This window comes from Kribbella sp. CA-293567, from assembly GCF_027627575.1.
Taxonomy (GTDB): Bacteria; Actinomycetota; Actinomycetes; order Propionibacteriales; family Kribbellaceae; genus Kribbella.
Genome location: NZ_CP114065.1, coordinates 1,405,984 through 1,427,332, shown reverse-complemented (window position 1 = coordinate 1,427,332; position 21,349 = coordinate 1,405,984). Strand labels below are relative to the sequence as shown.

General features: G+C 69.8%; 19 protein-coding genes. 5 read left to right on the top strand and 14 right to left on the bottom strand.

Annotated elements, in window-relative coordinates; translation table 11 throughout:
• Entirely contained in the window at window positions 1–1,155 is a 1,155-nt protein-coding gene (locus tag OX958_RS06900) for a CapA family protein (RefSeq protein WP_270136325.1), read from the bottom strand.
• A gap of 145 nt (window positions 1,156–1,300) precedes the next feature.
• On the opposite strand from OX958_RS06900, the gene map reads away from it, so the two are divergent.
• Window positions 1,301–2,068, top strand: coding sequence for a type I methionyl aminopeptidase (map, locus tag OX958_RS06895; protein WP_270136324.1), 768 nt, complete (start codon window positions 1,301–1,303; stop codon window positions 2,066–2,068).
• A gap of 15 nt (window positions 2,069–2,083) precedes the next feature.
• Window positions 2,084–2,362, top strand: coding sequence for an HIT family protein (locus OX958_RS06890; RefSeq protein WP_270136323.1), 279 nt, complete (start codon window positions 2,084–2,086; stop codon window positions 2,360–2,362).
• A 70-nt stretch (window positions 2,363–2,432) separates the two neighbouring features.
• On the opposite strand, the gene OX958_RS06885 is transcribed toward OX958_RS06890, so the two are convergent.
• The gene (locus tag OX958_RS06885; RefSeq protein ID WP_270136322.1) at window positions 2,433–3,563 is read right to left on the bottom strand and encodes an Rv2578c family radical SAM protein; all 1,131 of its coding nucleotides are present in this window, start codon (window positions 3,561–3,563) and stop codon (window positions 2,433–2,435) included.
• Between the two features lie 37 nt (window positions 3,564–3,600).
• On the bottom strand, window positions 3,601–4,440 hold the full coding sequence (locus OX958_RS06880; protein ID WP_270136321.1) for an NmrA family NAD(P)-binding protein: 840 nt from the start codon (window positions 4,438–4,440) through the stop codon (window positions 3,601–3,603).
• Window positions 4,441–4,523: 83 nt separating this feature from the next.
• On the opposite strand from OX958_RS06880, the gene OX958_RS06875 reads away from it, so the two are divergent.
• Window positions 4,524–5,303, top strand: coding sequence for a TetR/AcrR family transcriptional regulator (locus OX958_RS06875; RefSeq protein WP_270136320.1), 780 nt, complete (start codon window positions 4,524–4,526; stop codon window positions 5,301–5,303).
• Here OX958_RS06875 and OX958_RS06870 read toward each other — a convergent pair.
• The 6 genes from OX958_RS06870 to OX958_RS06845 all read right to left on the bottom strand — a co-directional run bounded on the left by OX958_RS06870 (window position 5,293) and on the right by OX958_RS06845 (window position 11,945).
• Window positions 5,293–6,939: a tetratricopeptide repeat protein gene (locus OX958_RS06870; RefSeq protein WP_270136319.1), complete on the bottom strand. Its 1,647-nt coding sequence runs from the start codon at window positions 6,937–6,939 to the stop codon at window positions 5,293–5,295. The genes OX958_RS06875 and OX958_RS06870 overlap by 11 nt on opposite strands.
• A 32-nt stretch (window positions 6,940–6,971) precedes the next feature.
• A complete protein-coding gene (locus OX958_RS06865) occupies window positions 6,972–7,934 on the bottom strand; it encodes an endonuclease/exonuclease/phosphatase family protein (RefSeq protein ID WP_270136318.1) in 963 nt (320 codons plus the stop codon).
• 187 nt (window positions 7,935–8,121) lie between these two features.
• On the bottom strand, window positions 8,122–8,880 hold the full coding sequence (locus tag OX958_RS06860) for a hypothetical protein (protein ID WP_270139011.1): 759 nt from the start codon (window positions 8,878–8,880) through the stop codon (window positions 8,122–8,124).
• Between the two features lie 135 nt (window positions 8,881–9,015).
• Complete coding sequence (locus OX958_RS06855) at window positions 9,016–9,276, bottom strand: amphi-Trp domain-containing protein (protein WP_270136317.1); 261 nt, start codon at window positions 9,274–9,276, stop codon at window positions 9,016–9,018.
• A 27-nt stretch (window positions 9,277–9,303) separates the two neighbouring features.
• Window positions 9,304–10,854 carry a glutamine-hydrolyzing GMP synthase gene (gene guaA / locus OX958_RS06850; RefSeq protein WP_270136316.1) on the bottom strand — a complete coding sequence of 517 codons (1,551 nt, stop codon included), beginning with the start codon at window positions 10,852–10,854 and terminating at the stop codon, window positions 9,304–9,306.
• Window positions 10,851–11,945, bottom strand: coding sequence for a hypothetical protein (locus tag OX958_RS06845; protein ID WP_270136315.1), 1,095 nt, complete (start codon window positions 11,943–11,945; stop codon window positions 10,851–10,853). Before OX958_RS06845 ends, guaA begins: the two co-directional genes overlap by 4 nt.
• A gap of 138 nt (window positions 11,946–12,083) precedes the next feature.
• Between OX958_RS06845 and OX958_RS06840 the strand changes: the two genes are divergently transcribed.
• A complete protein-coding gene (locus tag OX958_RS06840; RefSeq protein WP_270136314.1) occupies window positions 12,084–12,710 on the top strand; it encodes a response regulator transcription factor in 627 nt (208 codons plus the stop codon).
• A 2-nt stretch (window positions 12,711–12,712) separates the two neighbouring features.
• Here OX958_RS06840 and OX958_RS06835 read toward each other — a convergent pair whose 3' ends face one another.
• A complete protein-coding gene (locus tag OX958_RS06835; protein ID WP_270136313.1) occupies window positions 12,713–14,065 on the bottom strand; it encodes a COG1470 family protein in 1,353 nt (450 codons plus the stop codon).
• 174 nt (window positions 14,066–14,239) lie between these two features.
• On the opposite strand from OX958_RS06835, the gene OX958_RS06830 reads away from it, so the two are divergent.
• Window positions 14,240–16,738: a choice-of-anchor D domain-containing protein gene (locus OX958_RS06830; RefSeq protein ID WP_270136312.1), complete on the top strand. Its 2,499-nt coding sequence runs from the start codon at window positions 14,240–14,242 to the stop codon at window positions 16,736–16,738.
• On the opposite strand, the gene OX958_RS06825 is transcribed toward OX958_RS06830, so the two are convergent.
• The 4 genes from OX958_RS06825 to OX958_RS06810 all read right to left on the bottom strand — a co-directional run bounded on the left by OX958_RS06825 (window position 16,722) and on the right by OX958_RS06810 (window position 21,345).
• Entirely contained in the window at window positions 16,722–17,264 is a 543-nt protein-coding gene (locus tag OX958_RS06825; RefSeq protein WP_270136311.1) for a phage tail protein I, read from the bottom strand. The genes OX958_RS06830 and OX958_RS06825 overlap by 17 nt on opposite strands.
• 24 nt (window positions 17,265–17,288) lie before the next feature.
• Complete coding sequence (locus OX958_RS06820; RefSeq protein WP_270136310.1) at window positions 17,289–18,065, bottom strand: discoidin domain-containing protein; 777 nt, start codon at window positions 18,063–18,065, stop codon at window positions 17,289–17,291.
• Window positions 18,066–18,988: 923 nt separating this feature from the next.
• Window positions 18,989–20,935, bottom strand: coding sequence for a putative baseplate assembly protein (locus OX958_RS06815; RefSeq protein ID WP_270136308.1), 1,947 nt, complete (start codon window positions 20,933–20,935; stop codon window positions 18,989–18,991).
• The gene (locus OX958_RS06810; protein WP_270136307.1) at window positions 20,935–21,345 is read right to left on the bottom strand and encodes a GPW/gp25 family protein; all 411 of its coding nucleotides are present in this window, start codon (window positions 21,343–21,345) and stop codon (window positions 20,935–20,937) included. Before OX958_RS06810 ends, OX958_RS06815 begins: the two co-directional genes overlap by 1 nt.
• Window positions 21,346–21,349: the final 4 nt, after the last annotated feature.

Genomic DNA, 21,349 nt, shown 5'->3' with positions numbered 1-21,349 from the left:
TCATCGGAGCAGCTCGAGGTTTGTGGTGAGGGAGGTAACGGTCGCGGTGGTACGCCGTTGGGCCAGCTCGAGGCGGCTTCTCCTGGTTGCGGACAGACCGGGCTCGGCCAGTTCGCGTTGCACGTCGAGCACCCGGACGGGCAGTGTGTCGGTCATCAGCAGCGGCGCGTACTGCGCGTCGGCCTTCCACCGGTCGCCGTCCTTGCGGAAGGTGAACTTCATCAGCAACCCCTCCGACTTGATACTCGCCGGCTTGCGATGGGCGGCGACCAGGTTGCCGAGGCCGTAGACGACCCACTTGCCGTTGAGCTGCTCGACCGGCTGGACGACGTGCGCGTGGTGGCCGACGATCAGGTCGATGTTGCTGTCGGCAAGGAGTTGCCGCGCGAGAGTGCGCTGCTGGTCGTTGGGGGTGCTGGAGTACTCGTCGCCCCAGTGCGCGCTGACCACGACGATCTCCGCGCCGTTGTCGCGAGCCTTCCGCGCCTTCGCCTTGATCCGGTCGGCGTCGAGCTTGCCGGCCCGCCAGGTCTGCCCTGCCGGGTACGGCATGCCGTTGAAACCGTAGGTGTAGCTGAGCAGACCGACCTGGACGCCTTGCACCGTGACGATTCTGGGAGTTTCGGCCTCTTCCCGCGTCCGAGCTGTGCCGGTGTGCTCGATCCCTGCTTTGTCAAGCAGCCTCAGCGTGCGGTCGATGCCGGCCGCACCTTTGTCGAAGCTGTGGTTGCTGGCGGTGGTGCAGGCGTCGTACCCGGTCTTGACCAGGGCCGGCACGATCTGCGGCGGGCCCTGGAACAGCGGATAGCCGGTGGGCGGCGTACCGAGCGGGGTCTCCAGGTGACACAACGCCAGATCCGCCTGCTGGACCAAAGGTTTGACGCCTCGGAGCAGCGGGGCGAAATCCCATTCGCCGTTGGTACCGTCGCGCTTGGCGGTGTTCCAGAGCCGCTCGTGCAGCAGCACGTCACCGGTCGCCACCAGCGTGAACTGGTCCGGAGTCTTCTGTTGCGCCGCCCCGGGCTCGGCTTGGGAACCGCTGGACGCTGCCGGCCCGTTCTCGGCGGCCTGAGTGTCAGCGATACAACCGGTCAGCGTCCCCAGACCGGCGACCAGCGTCACCGCCGCGACCACACCTCGCCCGAACTTGCCCATCGGTCTCCCCCGGAGTCACCGACCCACCCTTGTGGATCTGTACGGAGAGACGCCGCGAACGGCAGAAAGGTTGAAGAATCAGGTGATCGGCCTACCGTGATAGTAATCCCGGGACAACTATCACGTGACGTTGAGGACTCAGCAGATGGTGGACTTGAAGACCGCGGAGCAGATCGAGCAGATGCGCGCCGCCGGACAGGTGGTCGCGGCGGCACTGACCGCGGTGCAGAAGGAAGCCGCGGTCGGAGTCTCGTTGCGCGAGCTGGACGCGGTGGCCCGCGAGGTACTGCGGGACGCGGGCGCGGTGTCGTTGTTCGAGGGCTATCAGCCCGGTTTCGCGACCAGGCCGTTCTCGGGCGTCATCTGCACTTCGGTCAACGACGCCGTGCTGCACGGCCTGCCCAGCGACCTGCGGCTGGCCGACGGTGACCTGCTCAACGTCGACTGCGGTGCCTCGGTCGACGGCTGGTGCGCGGACTCGGCCACCAGCTTCGTCGTCGGCACCCCGCGCACCGAGGACCTGGAGCTGATCGAGACGACGGAGCAGGCCTTGGCCGCCGGGATCGCCGCCGCCGTACCGGGTGCGCGTCTGGGTGATGTCGGAGCCGCGATCGGCGAAATCGGCCGGCGGGCGGGCCTCGGCACCAACCTCGACTTCGGCGGCCACGGCATCGGCCGCCGCATGCACGAAGAACCCCACGTCCCCAACGGCGGCCGCGCCGGCCGCGGACTGAAACTCCGGCCGGGCCACGTGATCGCCATCGAGCCCTGGTTCTGGCACGGCCCCGGCTCGGTCTACGTCATCGACGACGACGGCTGGACGCTTCGTTCCTCCGACCGGACCCGCGGCGCCCACGCCGAACACACGGTCGCCGTCACCCCCGAGGGCCCTCAGGTCCTCACGGCCCGGTGAAGCCGTGACCTGTCAGTGGCCACCGAACTGACCGACGAGGAAGCCGCCGGCTACTGGCTGGAGACCCTTCGGGTGGCACGGGCGATCATCGCGATCTACCAGCCGCTGAAGCTCAACTACGAGACGCTGGGCACCACCAGTCCGCACCTGCACACCCATCTCCTGCCGCGGTACGTCGAAGATCCTCGCCCGGGGAAACCGTTCCCCTTCGTCGCCGCCGACGGCCCCGAGCCGCAGATTCCGGAGCACCGCTTCGTCGCCGAGGTCCAGGCCCTCCGCGAACTGCTGACCTGACCCCGACCAGCACCAGCACCAGCACCAGCACCAGCACCAGCACCAGCACCAGCACACCCGAACTCGAAGCTCAGAACAGCGTCTGTTGGTCGTGAGGCGGAACAACCGCCGGCACCGGGGCCGAGCGTCGACGCCGGCCCGGACCGGCGTAGTCGACCGGTTGTCGAGCCCGGGAGTTCAGCGGCTCACCCCACCCGGATCTGGAGCCGACGCCGGCAGCCTCGATCACGCCGCCGGTGGAGCGATGGCGCGCACCCCGCCCGAAGCCGTGTTTGGTCAGCAGCGGCCGGACCCTGGTCTCGAAGTCCTTGCGGTAGCTGGGGAGAGCGGTGGAGCCACGGGCGTAGAGCTCGTTGTAGCGGCTGACCAGTTCAGGGCGTTCCTCGGCCAGCCAGGTCATGAACCAGTCCTTCACCCCCGGCCGCAGATGCAGAACGAGCGTGGTCACCCCGGTGGCTCCCGCGGCGGCCAGCTCACCGAAGAGGTGATCGAGTTGCTCGTCCGAGTCGGTCAGCCACGGAAGAACCGGAGCGACCATTACACCGCAGGGCAGCCCGGCTTCACGGATGGCGCGGATCAGGTCGAGCCGGCCACGAACCGACGGGACCCCGGGCTCGACCGTCCGCCGGAGGTCCTCGTCGGCCAGCGACAGTGAGACCCCGAGCCCGACCGGGACCTCCGTCGCGGCAGCGGCCAGCACATCGAGATCGCGCCGCAGCAGCGTGCCCTTGGTCAGGATCGACAGTGGCGTGCCGGAGGCGGCCAGCGTCTCGATGATCCCGGGCATCAGCCGATACCGCCCCTCGGCCCGCTGGTAGGGATCAGTATTGGTGCCGAGGGCAACTTGCTCGAACCGCCAGGACGGCCGGGTCAGTTCGCGCCGGAGCACGTCGACCACGTTCGTCTTCACCACGATCTGCTGATCGAAGTCCAGGCCGGTGTCGAGGTCCAGATAGCGGTGACTCGGCCGGGCGAAGCAGTACCGGCAGCCGTGCGTGCAGCCGCGGTACGGATTGATGGTCCAGCTGAACGGCATCCCCGTGTTCGGCACCGAGTTCAGCGCCGAGCGGGCCAGCACCTCGTGAAAGGTCACGCCCCGGAACTCCGGCGTCGTCACACTGCGGATGAACCCCGAGATCGAGCCGAGGCCAGGCAGAGCTCCTGGCGTCTCCGCCTCGATTCCCTGCCCGGCCCATCGCATGCCAACAGTCGAACACACGTTCGCCGAGCGACGCAAATCACCTGAATGCGTCGGCGTTTCGCACCGCCCATTCGCGATAGCTCAGCGGTGCCCGCCCGGTCACCTCGAGCACCGTCGGCTCGGGCGACATCCTGTACTCCGCCATCATCCGGAACCCGTCCAGCATCCAGCTGGCAACCTCCTCCCCCATCACCGGAGTCCACGCCGCCAGCGCCTCCTCCCGCGACAACTCCTCGAACCGCACCGGCTGCCCGATCGCCTCGGCGATCAACGCCACCTCTTCCGGCTGCGTGATCGCATCCGGCCCGCTCATCACCAACTTCTGCCCGGCATAGCTCTCGTCCAGCAGTACGACGCGCGCCACCGCCGCGATGTCACCCAGGTCGATCGGTGTCTGCACCGCCTCCGGGTACGGCGCCCGCACGACCCGCTCGGCCTTGATCGACGGCGCCCAGTCCAGCGTGTTGTTCATGAACTGCCCCGGCCGCAGATGGGTCCACTCGAACCCAGCTTCCTCGATCGCCTTCTCCATCTTGTAGTAGTGCCACCCCGCCGGGTCCCCTTGCGCCTCGTAGTCCGCGGGCTCCCCGGACAGGCACACCACCCGCCGTACGCCGGCCTCCAGCGCGCAGGTGACGAACTCGTCCACCCGGGCCGGCAGCGGCGCGAGATAGACCGTGTCCACCCCCTTCAGTGCCGCCGGCAGGCTCGACGGCCGCCCCAGATACCCCTCGGCCACCTGCACTCCGGCCGGCAACGCCGCCCGCGCGGGATTGTTCGTCAGTGCCCGCACCGACGACGACACCCCCGCTGCGACCAGTTCGTCCACCAGCAACCGTCCCACACTGCCCGTCGCACCCGTCACCAGAATCGTCATTCTCGTAGGGTATACGAGAATGACCGACACGCGCCTGTGAGAAAGTTTCCAGACAGCGCCGACGACAGCAGGAGCGAGGGTCGATGACAGTGCGGCACAGCGGCGGCGGACCGGCCGACCGCACCTTGGCCCTGCTCTGGCGCAACCACCGACCGGCCGAGCAGGACGTCAGACCCGCCCTCGGCCGCCGCCCCACGCTCGACCTGGACAAGGTCGTCGACGCGGGCATCGCGCTGGCCGACGAGAAGGGCCTGGCCGCGGCCTCGATGGGCGGCGTCGCCAAAGCGCTCGGCGTCGGCACCATGACGCTCTACACCTACGTCCCCTCCAAGGAGGAACTGCTCGACCTGATGGTCGACCAGGTCCTCGCCGAGCGCGAGCTTCCCGGCCCAGGCGTTCCCCGCCCCGACGGGTGGCGTGACCAGATCACCCTGTACTCCGACCAGACGCGCGCGATGTTCCACCGTCACCCTTGGCTGGCAGGCATCTCGACGATTCGTCCTCCGGTCGGCCCGGGCATGCTCGCTGCCCGCGAGTACCTGTTGTCAGCCTGCGCGGTACTCGGTCTACCGCCTCGGCAGACCAACACGGCAGCACTCGCGATCACGACGTACATCGACTCGGCGGCCGGCCTGGACGCCGAGAGCGAGCAGCTGGAGCGGACCACCGGCCAGAGCCACGACGCCTGGTGGCACGAGCGTTGGGACCTTTGGGAGACGTACTTCGATGTCGAGCGGCATCCGACGATGACCGCGATCTGGAACGCCGAAGGCTACGGCGACGGCACCCGCGAGGCCGCCGACGAGTCCTACCGCTTCGGCCTGGATCGGCTGCTCGACGGTATCGAGGCGCTCAGGAGTTGAGCCGAGCCTGCCGGTTCTCGGCGTAGTCGCGAGCGTTCGACGCGCTCTCGAGCTGCCCGACCGACTCGTACAGCGCAGCCGAAACCTCCGCCAGTTCGATGGCCTCCGGCAGCCGCCCCTGCATGTCCCGCACCAGCGCCAGCTCCCAATGCACCACGGCGTCGCTGGTCGAGCTCCGCAGATCGTCCGCCGGCAACTGGTCGACCACCGACCGCGCCTGACCCAGCAGAGTCTCCGCCTGGTCCAGTTCGCCGATGTACCGCGCCGACTGCGCGGCCAGCCGCAGGGTCGCGATCTGGTCGTGCAACAACCCCGCCAGCCCGTACTGCGTCGCAGCGGCGATCAGCGAGTCTCGGGCTTCGCCGTCCCGGTTCAGCTGCTCGAGCAGTTCGCCCTTCTTACGCAGGATCATGCCCAGCCAGTCCGGTCCCGCGTCCGGCGGGATGTCCGCCAGCACCTTCTCGGCCTGCGGCAACGCGGCCGTCGGCTCGTTGAGATCCAGGTACGCCGCGAACAGGACGTTGCGCAGTACCCGCAGGCTTTCCGGCTGAGCCAGTTCGGCGATGCGCTCGTCGCCCAGCGACGTGAGCGCCTGCTCGCCGATCTCGGCCGCCTCGACGTTGCGCTCGTCCAGGTGCATCCGGTGCGCCATCTCGATCTGCGCCTGAACCAGATCCCAGGCCGCGAACGTGTCGTCCGGCCGCGCCCGCACGGCGGCAAGTTGCTCCGCGCAACCACCGTCGCCGAACAGTTCCAGCTCCTCGACCCACAACCGCTCGGCCAGCGACGTGCGCACCAGCTCACCCTGGAAGTCGTTCCCGTTGCGCCGGTCGAACGAAGCCACCAACCGCCACGCCCGCTCGGTGAACTCACCCTCGCCCAGCACCCGCCCCGCCGCCGTACAGAAGGCCAAAGCGTCGTACTCGGAGACGTCCGCGTCGAGTCCGCCCCGATGCCGGCGGACCAGCTCCTCGGCCCGTTCCTGGTTGCCTGTCAGCACGCAGAACCTGATGTGCTGAGCGTGGGCGAACAGCTCGTCCGGATCCTCCCGCACCAGCCGGTACGCCGTCCGGTGCGCGTCGGCCGCGGCGTCCAGGTCGCCGACCGCGACATAGCCGGGCAGCGCCGCGGCCAGCAGCGCCTGTGGTTGCTGATGGCAACCGTCGACCGGAGTGGCGAAAGCCTGCTCGGCGACCGCGACCGCCTCGGCCGCGCGCTCGGTCTCGATCAGGTGCCGGATCTGGTAGATCTGTTCGCAGCCCTCGCACCAGGAGAACTCGTCCCGCGGCGCGGCCAGACAGGCTTGGTACTGTTCCTCGGCCGTCACGGCGTCACCCAACTGCCGGGCGACGAGCCAGCGGCAGAAGTGCACGATCCGCGGGCTGTTGCCAACCTCGCGGTGCCGTTGTTCCAGGTCGTCGAGGATCTCCAGCGTCCGGTTCAGTGGCAGCCCGGAGTACTCGTCGAACTGCAGTACGACGTACCCGAAGGTGGTCAGCAGCCCGTCCAGCTCGGCCGGGTCCGGCTGCGCGTCGTACGCCGCCACCGCGCGCGCGAACGGCTCCAGCGCCTGGGCCGGGTCCGCCCCGAACACCAGTCTGTCCACCAGCGCGATGAGTTCAGCGAGATCTTCCACGCCCCGAACTGTAAGCGCAGCCGGCAAACCGGTCAGAGGTCCAGGGTGATCCAGGCCGGATCGTGATCGGTACCGTCGCGGGCGAGCTTCTTGCGGCGGCCGATGAAGGCGCCGGTCAGCCTCGGCACCAGGGCCGGCGACAACCAGATCTGGTCGATCAGGTCGAAGGAACGCGGCTGCCCGGACGCCTTGAAGGTCGACGTCCAGGCAGGGCTGGCGGGCAGCTCCACGGTCGTCTTCACGGTGCCGACCTCGGTCGGCGCGGTCAGTGCGTCGACCAGCCCGGACTGCTGGAAGCAGGCCAGCGCGGTCGAGTCCGGGGTGTCGTTCATGTCACCGCAGAGCAGGTAGCGCTGGCGGCTGGAGGTCCGGGCCGCGATGATCCGGACGATCGTCTCGGCCTGCCGTTGCCGCAGCAGTTGCGCCTCGGCGGCGGCCGCGGCGGCGTCGTCGACGGTGAAGTCGACGAACTTCGACTTCAGGTGGGTGCCGAAGACGGTCAGGATCCGGCGCCCCCTGGCGTCCAGGATCTCCGCCTCGACCAGGTCCCGCGAGAAGATCGGCCGCGACGGTACGTCGGGATGGAACACCCGCTGGTAGCTGGTCACCCCGCCGATCGGCCGCCGGGACAGGACCCCGATGTCGATGAACCGGGTCGCGTCGTTGCCGTCGATCACCATCACGTGCTGGTACTCACCGTTCAGGTGTTCGCGATTGAACTCGCGCAGAACGTCGACGTTCTCGACCTCCTGGACTACCCAGACGTCGACGTCGGCAGCCAGCAGCCGCTCGGCGATCCGGCCTGTGTCCGCGGCCGGTTTGGAGACCAGCAGCTTGCCGCGCCCGTCCAGCTGCAGGCGTCGCCGGTCCTCCGAGTCGAAGGTGTACGTCGCCGGCACCGAGCTCGTGCCGGCCGCCAGCGCCTCGACCGCACCGGCGAAGTTCCACCGGTCGAACAGGTTGTTGAGATTGAACGTCCCCACCGTGAGCACCATCGGCCCTCCCCAGGCTCCAGACTCCCTGCTCAAGATAGCGCGTGTGAGCCGGCCAGGAGAGGGGCTGGAGCCGAACGCAACGACAGGCAGTAGCGCCCGCAGCGGCCTGCTTCAACGCTCAGAGACGCCTGGCAGCCGCCGCAGGAGAGGACTACTGCCTGTCGCTCTGCACAACCACCACCGCTGATCAGGCTTTGGGGGCCGGGCGGTCCGGGACTTTGCGGAGCGCTCTGAGGATCAGTTCGTTGCGCCAGTGCTGGCCGAGCGGGACGGAGGTGTGCAGGCCGTCGCGGAGGTAGCGGTGGGGGTACTTCACCTCGGCGAGGAACTCCGACCAGCGGACGACGGTCAGGTTGGGGTGCCGGCGGGCGGAGTCGTCCAGCTGACGGTTCACCCAGGCGCTGTTGCGGAGGTCGGCGCGTTGCACCAGCTCCGACTCGCGGGTCCGCGACACCTGCGTGTTGACCCAGAAAACGGTCCGGGCCGGCCCGGCGATCCGCAGCGCGCGATCGACCTGCGGGCCGAAGGCGGGTGGTTTGAAGATGTCGTTGGTGCCGACCGCCATCACGATCCGGCGTGGCAGTCCGTACTTCGCCGACCACGCCTCCAGCGCGTCGACAGCCGCCGCCGCGGGCTGGCCCGACCAGTTGTGCACCGCCAGCGCCGAGCCGGTCAGCTTCGTCAGGCGCAGAGCCAGCGCGTTCCCGTCCTGTACGCCGATGCTGTCGCCGAACATGAACACCCCGTCGCCCGCGAGCACCCGCCGGACCTGGTCGTCGCTCGACACCAACCGGTTCAGCCTGTCCCACGGCCCGAGCTCACCGGAACCGTACGTGTCGGCCGACACGGACCCCGACGTACCGACCATGGCCGCACCGGTCGCGACCAGCACCGCTCCGGCCCCCAGAAACTGCCGACGACTCAACCCGACCCCACCCACGGACATCCCCACGGGCGTCAACTCTGCAGTCCGGACCCGGCGGTCCACAACCCGGTCGGCCGAATTGTGAAGCAATTCTCAGGAAAGCGGACGAGAGCCCGGGAAGCGAACTTCCCGGGCTCTCGCGATGGACAGGGCAGGTCAGACCTCGGTGTCGTCAGCCTCTTCGGCGGCAGCCTCGTCGGCGTCGGCCAGGCTCCACTTCAGCTGGAACTCGACCTCTTCCTCGTCGTCGCCACGTTCGTGCTCGACACTTACCTGCGCGTTCCTCGGCACGGTGAACCGCTCGCCGGCGATCTGGATCCGGAACGGCTTCCCGGCCTCCAGCGCATCCGCCAGCCGCCGCAACTTGGCGGCGAAGTCGGTCACCGAGTACTCACGCTCAACATCTCTTTCAGCCATGCGGCCAATCTTCACAGGTCGGGGGTGTCACTCCCACTCGATGGTGCCCGGCGGCTTGCTGGTGATGTCGACGGTGACCCGGTTGATCTCGTCGACCTCGTTGGTGATCCGGGTCGAGATCTTCTCCAGCACCTCGTACGGCACGCGGGCCCAGTCGGCGGTCATCGCGTCCTCGCTGGTGACCGGTCGCAGAACCACCGGGTGGCCGTAGGTGCGGCCGTCGCCCTGGACGCCGACCGAGCGGACGTCGGCCAGCAGGACCACCGGGAACTGCCAGATGTCGCGGTCCAGGCCGGCCGCGGTCAGCTCGGTGCGGGCGATCAGGTCGGCCGCGCGGAGGATCTCCAGGCGGTCCTTGGTGACCTCGCCGATGATCCGGATCGACAGGCCCGGGCCGGGGAACGGATGCCGGTAGACCAGCGACTCGGGCAGGCCGAGCGCGATCCCGAGCTCGCGGACCTCGTCCTTGAACAGCGTCCGCAGCGGCTCGATCAGGGAGAACTGCAGGTCGTCCGGCAGGCCGCCGACGTTGTGGTGGGACTTGATGTTCGCCGTTCCGGTGCCGCCGCCGGACTCGACCACGTCCGGGTAGAGGGTGCCCTGGACCAGGAACTCGATGTGCCGCTCGGCGTCCAGCTTGCGGGCGGTCGCCTCGAAGGTGCGGATGAACTCGCGCCCGACGATCTTGCGCTTCTGCTCCGGGTCCGTCACGCCGGCCAGCGCGCCGAGGAACTGGTCCTCCGCGTCGACCACCTCGAGCCGCGTGCCGGTGACGGCGACGAAGTCCTTCTCGATCTGGTCGGACTCACCGGACCGCTGCAGCCCGTGATCGACGTACACACAGGTGAGCTGGTCACCGATCGCCTTGCTGACCAGGGCTGCCGCGACCGCGGAGTCGACGCCTCCGGACAGCGCGCACAACACCTGCTTGTCGCCGACCTGCTGACGGATCAGCTCGACCTGCTCGTCGACGACGTTGCTGGTGGTCCAGTCGCCCTTCAGCCCCGCGATGTTGTGCAGGAAGTGCTCCAGCACGGCCTGGCCGGCCTGCGAGTGCAGCACCTCCGGGTGCCACTGGACGCCGGCCAGCTTGCTGTCCAGGTTCTCGAAGGCGGCCACCGGCGCACCGGACGAGGCGGCCAGCACCTCGAACCCGATCGGCGGCGCGTGCACGGCGTCGCCGTGGGACATCCAGACGTTGAGGTCGGTGGGGATGCCGGCCAGCAGCGTGCCCGGCTCGCTCACCGTGACCGGCGTCCGGCCGAACTCCCGCAGGCCGGTCCGCCGGACGTCGCCGCCCAGGGTCTGCGCCATCGCCTGGAAGCCGTAGCAGATCCCGAACGCCGGCACCCCGGCCTCGAACAGCGCGGAGTCGACCCGCGGCGCGCCTTCGGCGTACACCGACTGCGGTCCGCCGGACAGGATGATCGCCTTCGGCTTGCGGGCCAGGATCTCCTCGACCGCCATCGACGACGGCACGATCTCGGAGTACACGTTGGCCTCGCGCACCCGGCGCGCGATCAACTGCGCGTACTGCGCCCCGAAGTCGACGACCAGAACCAGCTCATGCTCAGTCACCGGCCAAGGGTATCCGTGCAGGTCACCGGGGCTGTAATCGCGCTCACCACCGTCAGGCGGGCCTGTGCACGGAACGACAGCAGGTCGATCATCGGCGGATCGACCGTCACCGCCCGTACTTCGGCCAGCAGCGGCGCCGCGCATTCCAAGGCGACCCGGGCCTCCAGCCGGGCCAGCCCCGCGCCGAGGCAGCGATGGATTCCCAGCCCGAACGCGAGATCCGCCGGACCACCGTGCCCTGTCAGGCCGAGCAGGATCGGCGTACCGGCCGGCAACTCCACCTCACCCACCGTGACGGGTTCGCCGGTGATCCGTCGCCAGGTCGGCACCGATGATGCCTCCCGGAGTACGTCCTCCACGACCGCTCCGGCGTCCCCGACGTTCTTGCCGATCATCCGGTGGAAGGCCGTCGAGATCAGTTGCGTGGTCGTCTCCTGGCCGGCGATCAGCAAGAAGTACGCGACCGCGCAGACCTCCTCGTCCCGCAGCCCGAGCGACACCAGGAGGCCGAGCAGATCCTCCCCAGGCCGACGCTGAGCCTCGGTCACCCGCTTGCGCAACCACCCGTAGAACTCGGCCGCGCTGTGCGCCAACTCCAGTTGCCGATCCTCGTCGGGCCATCCCCAGAACAACTCCAGCGACTCCCGGCTCCAAGCCTTCAACGCCGGTACGTCGATGTCGCGCAGCCCGAGCATCTCGAGCAGCGCCATCGCCGGTGGTTCGGCAGCGATCGTCTCGACCAGGTCGACCGGGCCGGTCACCAGTGCCGCCCGAGCCGCATCGACCCGCTCGGTCATCAGCCGTCGCATCAACGGCTCCACGGCGGCGACCCGAGCCGGACTGAACAACCGCGCCACGGCTGACCGGATCGGCCGGTGGGACGGACCGGCGTTGTTCGCCAGTGTGGGAGGCAGCGCGAACCCGACTGCTTGCAGCACCCGCAGGGCTTTCACGCTCAGTGCGGTGTGCGCCAGCACCGCGTTGTCCGGCCGGAAGGCCACCGGATCGAGCAACACCGCGCGAACCTCGTCCGGCTCGTCGACCACCCACGTCGCCAGGGCGTCGTCGTAGCGTGCGGGGCATCCGGTCACGGGCCCGAGCTTAGAGCTGCTCGACGGACTCGCCGAAAGCGAACGCCACTCACTCGGGACACCCTAGGGATTGGCCCTAGGGCGCGTAGCCGTCCCAGTACGCATCGTAGATGTACGACATCCCTGGGGAGGGCACTGATGGGTCTTCGTGTTCCGGTCTACGCATTCTCCGCCGATCCGATCTCGCGATCCGGCATCGAGAGCCAACTACGATTCCAGCCCGAGATCCGGATCGTCGCCGACGATCAGCTCGACCAGTCGGTGGTCGCCGTGGTGGCCGCCGAGAGCCCCGACGGCCGCACCCTCGACGCCCTCGGCGAGCTGCGGCGCCGCGGTCTCGACAAGATCATCCTGGTCGTTGCCGGTCTCAACGACTCCGACCTGATCTCGGTGATCGAGGCCGGGGTGTGCGCGCTGATCAGGCGCTCGGAGGTGACGCCGGAGCGCCTGGCCGACCTGGTCCGGCGAGCCTCGGCCGGCGAGGCGGAGCTGCCCGCCGACCTGCTCACCCGGCTGTTCCGGCAGGTCTCGCACATGCAGAACGACGTACTCACGCCCCGCGGGCTCCGGCTGGCGGGACTGACCGCCCGCGAGACCGCCATCCTGAAGCTGGTGGCCGAGGGCTTCGACACCGACGAGATCGCGGCCCGGTTGAGCTACTCGCCGCGCACGATCAAGAACGTCCTGCACGGCGTGACCACCCGGTTCCAGCTGCGGAACCGTTCGCACGCGGTCGCCTACGCCCTCAAGGAAGGACTGATCTGAGTTCAGGACAGCTGACCGGAGAAGGTCACCGACGGCGTACACCGGTCCGAACCGGTCCCTGGCGCCGTGCAGTTGACGGCCACGACGATGGGCTTGCCGGCGGACGCGAACAACGGCTCCAGGTAGTGGTAGTCCAGGTCGCGGAAGTTGCCCAGCCCGGTCTCCAGCAAGATGTCCTTGCCGATCAGGATGCGCAGCACCCCGCTGTCGCCACGGGGGTTCTGCAGCACCAGGTCGGAGATCTTCACGGTCTTCTTCGGCGGCGCCTGGTAGCTGAACTCCTGGAACGAGCCGTCGGTCACCAGCCTGGCGCCGGTGGCGACCCGGAAGCTCAACGGGACCGGGCCTGTCGGGACCGGCGTCGTGGCGGCGCCGCTGGGCTTACCGGACGGAGTGACGCCACCGCTGGGTTTACCGGAGGGCGTGCCGGCTCCACTGCCGGGGGGCGAAGGACTCGTGCTGCCTTCGCCCGGGGCCGGCGACGGACCGATCCCGGCCGCACGCTCCGCGACGGTCGCGGCGGCGGTCGCTTTGTCCGCCGCCCCGCTCGCTTGGGAGGCCGCGTTCTCGGCGCGAGCGACCTGCTGCTCGGTCTGCTCGGTGGCCACCGACACCACGGCGGGCTTCAGCAGCGCGTACCAGGTAGCGATCGCGGCGATCACCAGAACGGTCAGGGCCGCCACCGCGGGCAGCAACCACTTCGGCAGCAACTGCTCCTGCTGGACCATGCCGCCGGTCTTCACCGGCTCCCCGTCGGCCGGAACCGTCACCACCTCGAACGGCAGCAGTCTCGGTTGCCCACGCCAGAACCGGCGGTTCGGCGCCGCCCGGACCTTCACGATCGTCGCGGTCCCCGGCGCGGTGGTGAGCCGCGGCCGGTCCGTCTCCAGCCACAGCTCGTTGTCCGGATCGCGCAGCGAGATCTCGACCGCCGTCTCGCTGTTTCCGAGGTTGTCCACCGCCAGCCGGAACGTCGTCCGCCGGCTCGTCCGGCGTTTCTCCGGCACCAGCTCGGTGACGATCTGCTGGAACGCCATCACCTCGACGCTGCTCTCCTCCACCACCGACGCGTCCGGGTCCTCGCGGGACCGCACCACGACCCCGTAGGTGTGCCGGCCTGCCACGACGTCGGAGGATCGCGGCGGCGCGAACGTCAGGGTCACCGCGCCGGTGGCACCGGGCATCAGGTTCAGGGTCCGCGGCTCGATCGTCACCCAGTCCTGCTCCACGCCGACCAGCGTGATCGTGAACTGGTCGACGAGTCGTCCCGTGTTGGTGATGCCGAGCTCGCAGCCGCCGGACTCGCCCGGCACCAGCTGGAGGGTCTCCTTGGACAAGGTCACGGTGGCTGCCATACCGACCAGGCTGCTCCGGCCCGGCCAGGTCGGGCAGCGTCGCCGGGCTAACCCCGAGCGTCACCATTCCTGCCCGATCGGGCAGGCCGGGGCGCCCGTTGTCCGCGCTCATCGGGCACTCGGCGGCGTTCGGGTCTCCCTACGATCGAAAGGCAGTCGAGCAGGGGAGAACAAGTGAACCGACCGCCGAAGTACATGCCCGGTCTGCTGCTGGCGATCTTGGCGTGCGCCTCTGCCTGCGGTCTGACCCCGGCCGGACCGCAGGCGGAGGATCCGGTCCCGCCGCTCGGCATCGAAGCGATCTCAGTAGGTACCGACAGTCGTGACCCGGTCGGGGCCGCGGGCTCCCCGGCAGTCTCTGCTGACGGCACCCAGGTTGCCTTCGAGTCACGGGCGGCCCTCGACCCGGTCGTGCGGTCGACCGAGGGGTCGCCGTACAACGTCTATGTGCGGGATCGGCGGACGGCGCGCACGGTGCTCATCAGCCGTGGCGTGCCGTGGACCTCCTTCAGCAGGGAGAGCGCGCCATCGAGCACAGCGGCCCCGCAGGAGGAGGGTGGCGACAGGCACAGCACCCGACCCACCTTGTCCGCCAGTGGCCGGTACGTCGCCTTCCAGAGCGAGGCCTCGAACCTGCAGGACGGCCAGTTCGGCTACTTCGGGGTCCGCGTCGTGCTCTGCGACCGGGATCCCGACGGTGACGGGACGTTCGACGAGTACCGGCCCGACGGCACGATGGAGTACGGCTATCTCGCGGTCGGCCGGTCGGCGGGCGAGGCCGGCGTGTGGCAAGGGAGCGCTCCGAGTCTGTCCGCCGACGCGACCATGATCACCTGGCTCGAAAGAGCCCCGTCCGCACCGACCTCGGCCGTGGTCGTCGCGCCGGTGGTGCTGGACACCGCCGGACGGCCCCGGCGGCCTGTTCCGGAGACCTTTCTGAGCCCGGAGACCAGCCGGACCCCCGGCCGGCCACGGATCTCCGCCGACGGCCGGCACGTCGTCTTCGTCACCGGCTACCAGAACGGACCGACGACCTATCCCCCGGACGAGTTCGAGGACGTCGTGCCGGTCGGTTCCGTCCAGGTCTTCGACGTACCGTCGAGACAGACCAGCCGCGTCGACTTCGTCCCCGGTGGTGGCTTCTCCGACCAGGCCGGGCTCCCGGTCATCTCGGGCTCGGGCCGGCTGATCGCCTTCGAGCACCGTCCGGTGTACTACGCGCCGTTGGTCACTGTCGTCGTCGACCGCGACCCGTCGGGCTCGGGCGTACTCGGCCCGGCCGGCGAACGGCCGGTCGCCTCGTCCTTCGCGTCCAGAGACGTGACCGGCGAGCCAAGGGAAGGCCGCGCTCCCACGCTCTCGACGGACGGTCGCTACCTGGCTTTCGAGGGCTCGGCGAACGGTCTGCACAACGGTGCCCAAGGCACCGGCCGGCTGGCGATCGTCGTACGCGACCTGGTGCTCGACGGTTCGCGGGAACGAGCTGGACTGCCCCGGCTACCCGGCGAACTCGGCTCGCCCAGCCACCACGGCGACTGCGGAGACGACGCCGCCACCTGTCCCGCTCGGGGGCCGAGCGAGTCGGCCGCGCTGGCGGGTGACGGTTCGGTGGTCGCCTTCGTGTCCGCGAGCGACGACCTGCTGGCCGAGCCTTGTTGCTCGGGAGCCCTTTTCGCTCGCACGTTCCATCCGCGCCTCGACGCCGGCGCGACCGACTTCGGCCGAGCCGGTCTCGGCAGTGCGGTGACGCGAACGATCGTGCTGCGGCACTCAGGGTTCGGGCCGCTCCGGCCGGCCGAGCTGCGGATCGCCGGGGCCGATCCGGCGGACTTCGTCATCACCGGCGCGGAGAACTGCGTCGGCGCCGTCCTCGACGCGGACGAGACCTGCACCTTGGCTGTTCGCTTCGACCCCACAGTGGCCGGTGCTCGCCGAGCGGTGCTGCAGGTCGTCCAGGCCGACGGCCTCAGCAACGAGTTCGCGCTGCTCGGCGAGGCGACGATCACCGAAGAGCCTCTTCCACCGGAGGAGACCGGGCAGCTGACCGTCACCCCTGACCCGGTCGACTTCGGTGGCTCGTCGCCGGCTCTGGTGACGCTCGCCCCCCGGACGGTCCAGGTCCGCAACACCTCGAACGTCCCGATCACGATCACGGCGACCGACGTACTGGCAGGGCCGCGGTTCACGGCCGGCGACTTCACCGTCGGGCAGTCCGAGTGCCGTGGGCTCGCGCTGGCACCAGGGGCAACCTGCTCGATCGAGCTCGAGGCGACCCCGCAGAACAGCGGCAGCCGTACCGGCGTACTGAGCATCACCACCGGGGATCCCGTCTACAGCAGGCTGGTGGTGCTCAAGAGCACCGCGGCCCAGGCGACGATGCAGGTGAGTCCGGGAGTCGTCCGGATCAATCGGGTGATGACGGTGACCGGCCAGAACTTCCCGCCGAACCGCGCAGTTTCCTTGACCCTGACCACGCCCGGGACCCGTTTGGCGCTGAACACGCTGACCAAGGCCGACGGGTCACTGAGCGCCGCGGTACTTGCCTTCCCGCAGACCAGTACCGGGACCTGGCCGCTGATCGCGGTCGTCGGCGGGACCGCTGTCCGGGCACAGGCCCCGGTTCTGGTGGTTCCGGGCAGCTACCAGCCGCCGGGGTTCACCTCTCGCCGCTGACCGGCTCGATCCGTACTTCGTGGACCACCTGGGCCGGCTTGGCGGCATCGACCACGGCCTCCAGCGCCGCCAGGCCGATCTTGTTGCTCCTGGCAATGACCTGCACACTGGGCGGGGCCTGGCCGGCCGGCTCGTCCACCGGAACCACTGACCAGCTGACGCCGCCGCTGTCGAGCACCTCGACCTCGCCGCCGGTGGCCAGTTCCAGCTGCCGGCGCAGCCCGCCGACCGTACCCCGGCCGCGATGCAGCGCGACGGCCTCGGTGATGGCCGCGCGCTGCTGCTCGACCGGCCAGGTCTCGTCCAGCTCGATCCCGACCCAGGTCGCCAGCCAGCCGAGGTAGTCCGGTGGCGCCAGCGCCGGATCGACGTACGCCGCGAGGCAGTCCAGCGTCGAGATCGCCGGCGCGATCAGCAGATCGATCGCGCCGGTGAACCGCATCAGCAGGTCGTCCTCCTGGAACACCGCAGGCAGCAGCAGACCCAGCGGGTACGGCGTACCCAGTGCCGTCGTCGTTCCTCTCATCGACTCTCCCCTCGCCGGCCGGCCTCAGCCGATGCCGAACAGCTCGATCTCGGACAGCGCCAGGGTCTTCGCGCCCTGCACCGGATAGACGTTGATCACCTTGACGGTGAAGGAGCTCACGCCGACGCCGTTGCGCAACGACAACTGCTGCGGGCCGGGGGTGTCGGTGAGCCGGACCAGGTCGGACTTCTCGTTGGAGTACCTGAACTCCAGCACGGCCGGCCGCATGGTGCCCGCGAAGTTCTTGGCGTCGCCGTTGCTGACGATCACCTTGCGCAAGGCAACGGGGTGATCCAGCCGAACGGTCAGCGTGGGCGAGTTCTGCGCGCTCCAGGTCGCGATCCAGGAGGTGTTCTTGAAGGTGTCGAACGCGGCCTTCGGCGGATGTCCGGTCGCGGACTTCGGGCCGTCGACCGCGATCGGGCGGACCGGGGCCAGCGCCGTCTCGGCCACCCCCCGGACCTTCTGCTTCAGGTTGCCGACCTGCTGGACCACCATCGTCCGGACCGGCGGATAGAAGCCGGCCAGCAGCCCGAACACGAGGACCAGCACGCTGACACCGGCCCGGACCTTGCGGAGCACGGCATGGAAGATGCGGCCGCCGCTGTCACCCGGGCCCTTCGGCCGTGAGCCTGCCGCGAGCGTCTTCGGCTTACGCCGCAGCCGCAGCCGTCGCCACCAGGGCGTCTTCACCAGCTGCGCCTCGGCGAGCGACTCGCCACAACGACGGCAGAACTTGCGCGTTGCGGCGTTGCCCTCGCCGCAGTCGCCACAGACCAGCTCGCCAGGCCGCACCCGCACGGTGGGCTCCGCCCGTCGCACAGGTGCCGGCCGCGGTTTGCTCACCTGCGGCACGAGTTCGATCGGTTCCTCTCCCTCGACGATCGGCGCCACCAGGCCGGCCGCCGCCGCGGTGGACGTTTGTCCGTCCGTCGTCGCAGCCTCGTCGGAGGCGCCACCGCCGGACAGCCGCGGTGGTGCGGTGGCGGAACTGCCGTGCGGCGGGGGCGTCGGGGCGCCGGCCGTACGCCGGGGCGGTGCTGGTGTGGTCTCGGGCGGTTGGGAAGGCGGCTCGGGCGGTAAGGCGCGGGCGGAAGAAGCAGAAGACGACAGCGCGGCGGGAGATGCCGGCGGCGCAGGCGGGCTCGCGTGCGCCGCCGGCGCGGCGGCTGACCGCGACGGCGAGGCAGGCGGACCCGACCGCGCCGGTGGCGCCGGGGCCGCCGCATGAGTGGGCGGCGCCGGAACACCAGGCCGAGCGGGCGGCGCCACGGCTCCCGGTCGCGCGGGCGGCGCAGTAGGACGGGGTCGCGCCGGCGGTGCCGGTGGTGCCGGAGCGCTGGGCCGCGCGGGCGGTACAGGAGCACCAGGTCGCGCAGGCGGTACAGGAGCACCAGGTCGCGCAGGCGGTACAGGAGCACCAGGTCGCGCAGGCGGTACAGGAGCACCGGGTCGCGCGGGTGGTGCCGGGGCGCCAGGGCCGGTGGGTGGATTGGCAGCGGCGCCAGGATCCGCGATCGGGTCGCCGCCGACGACATCCTGCACCGCACGCGAGATCCGGGCGAGCAGTCCGCGTTTGGCGGGCAGTGGCTCGGGATCGGCGACGGTGGCGACCGCGGCGGCCGGCACCACCCGCTGCGCGCTCCACTCCAGGAACTCCCCGCACGAACCGCAGAACGTGTCGCGCTCATCGTTGCGATGTCCGCACTCGCCACAGACCAGCATCAGTGATCCCCTACCTTGACCTGGTGCTCGAACGAGAAGACCAGGCTGTTGCGTTCGAGATCGATCCGCGTCTGTTCCGTACCGCGTTCGCCGGTGACCGGATTGGCGCTGAACAACCGGATGTCCTCGACGGCCTGGACGCCGGGAACCGCCTGCAGTACCGAGTAGATGTCGCCGGAGCGCACCGCCCGGCCGAACTCCCAGCCGAGGCGGTCGAAACCACCGTCTGGCAAGGGATTCAGGAAGCGGTACAACGTCCGCAACGCGTCCGTCCGAACCCGGTCACGATCGACCCGCGGTCTGGCGACCAACCGGGCGACCACCGTCACCCCGCGGTACCGCGGTGGCTCGACGGACACCCTGGTACCGATCAGCCGGACCTCTTCGAGTCGCGCCGCCAGTTTCTCCAGCAAGGGCACCGACGGCACCAGATCGGCGAACGTGATCACCCCGTCATGCTGTGCCGCGGCCGGCACCACGAGCACCTTCACCGTTCCGGCCTGCCCTGCATCAACGCCTGCGGTGATGCAGCGGACCCGCGCCGCCTCGGGAACCGCCTCGCGGGCCAGCGCCTCGTAGTCTTCCGCGGTCACCGCCCGGCCACGGGTCCGGAGCAGGATCGGCGCCCGGTCGCGGGCCTCGGCCAGCGTCTCGCCGTCGGTCCCGTCGTGGGCCGCCACTCTGTTCTCGACCGCCGACACGAACGGGATCGACGACTTCAGCGTCCCGATCGCCGCCCGCGGCACGTTGCCACGTAGCCCGCCACCGACGGCGTACTCACGGATCCGTACCGTGGCACCCTTCTCCGGCACCAGCCCGTGCTGCCGCAGGCCACCGTCCGGCCACCGGATCACCGGCCCGAAGGACACCTCACCGGGCACCGGATCGAGCCGGAAGTGCCGGTCCTGCGGCCCGCTGGCGGCGAAGTCCTCGACCGCGGTGCACTCCAGCCACCCGTCGTCGGAACTCACCTCCACGACCGGACTGCCCAGCCCGGCCAGCACCGGGGCCGAACGGACCGCGAACACCTGCCCAGGCACTCCTTCGGACTCACCGAGAATCTCGTCGAAGATCAGCTCCGCCTGCACGGACTCGACCGTGCCGCCGATGCTGTCCGCCTCCAGCCGGCGAATCAGCGGGGACGCCGTGTACCCCGGCCGGCCGGCCTCGACCGGGATCACCCGGGCCCGGATCCAGCCGGCCGGCTGGCCGCCGATGACGCTGCCCTGGTGGCCGTCCGGGACATGCAGCACGAGCGAGCCGGACTGGTTGAGTCCGCCGGTCTCGTCCCGATCCAGCTCGCACTCACGCCAGCCGGACCCGGTCCACGCCTCCCAGACCAGCGGCGGATGGCCGGGGTCGATGCCGAGGCCTTCCGTCTGCCCGCCGTACTCCAGCCTCAGTGCCACCGACGGTACGGCGACGTCCAGGCCGATCAGCAACTCGTCTCCTGGTTGCGGCGGGGTCGAGAACGCCGGTGTGGCGGCGGCGACGAGGTCGGCCTGCACTGTCTCGGTCCGCTCCTGCGACCTGGTCAGGACCGTGGTCACCGAGCAGGGCGGGATGGTGAGCTCGGTCTGCGAAGCGAACACCACCGAGGCCGCCGTCTCGGTCCGGACCGTCCCGGTTTCAGTGCCTCGGGCAACGATCATGGGTGACTGGGCGGGCGACGAGAGCCAGAACGTGACCGGCACCCGGGCAGGTGTCGGTGACACCAGCCGCAACCCGATCAGGTCCAGGAACTTCACCAGCAACCGGTCCGGCACCTGGTTCAGCCGCTGGAAGAGGCCGTCGGTCAGGAACGCGTACGCCTCGATCAGGGCCATGCCCGGATCGGACGGGTTCTCGTCGGTCCATTCCGGGCAGGACCGCCGGACCAGGGCGACCGAGTCGGCCACCAGGTCGTCGTACTGGCGGTCGTCCAGATGGGGAGCGGGCAGCGCCATCAGTCCTCCTCGCCGGCACCGGGGTGCCGATCGGTGGCGAAGTCGATGACGGCCTCGCGGACCTCGTCGGTGCCGCTCAACCGGTACCTGATCAGCAGGTGCAGCAGACCGTCGACCGAAGGGTCGGGGACGACTTCGACCTGGTGCACCCGGACCCGTGGCTCGCAGGCGTTGATCGCCTGCTGCACCTCGTCGGCGAGCCGGATGATGGTGGCCGGCGTCGCGGACTCGAACACGTAGTCGCGCAGTCGGCTGCCGAAGTCGGGGCGCATCACCCGCTCGCCCGGATAGGTGAGCAGGATCAGCCGCATCCCCTGTTCGAGCTTGTCCGTTCCGCGCGCGAGCGCGAAGGCCCCCAACCCGGCGCAGTCCAGCGGGAACCGCAACCCGGCCACGGCGTCGATCGTCATGTTC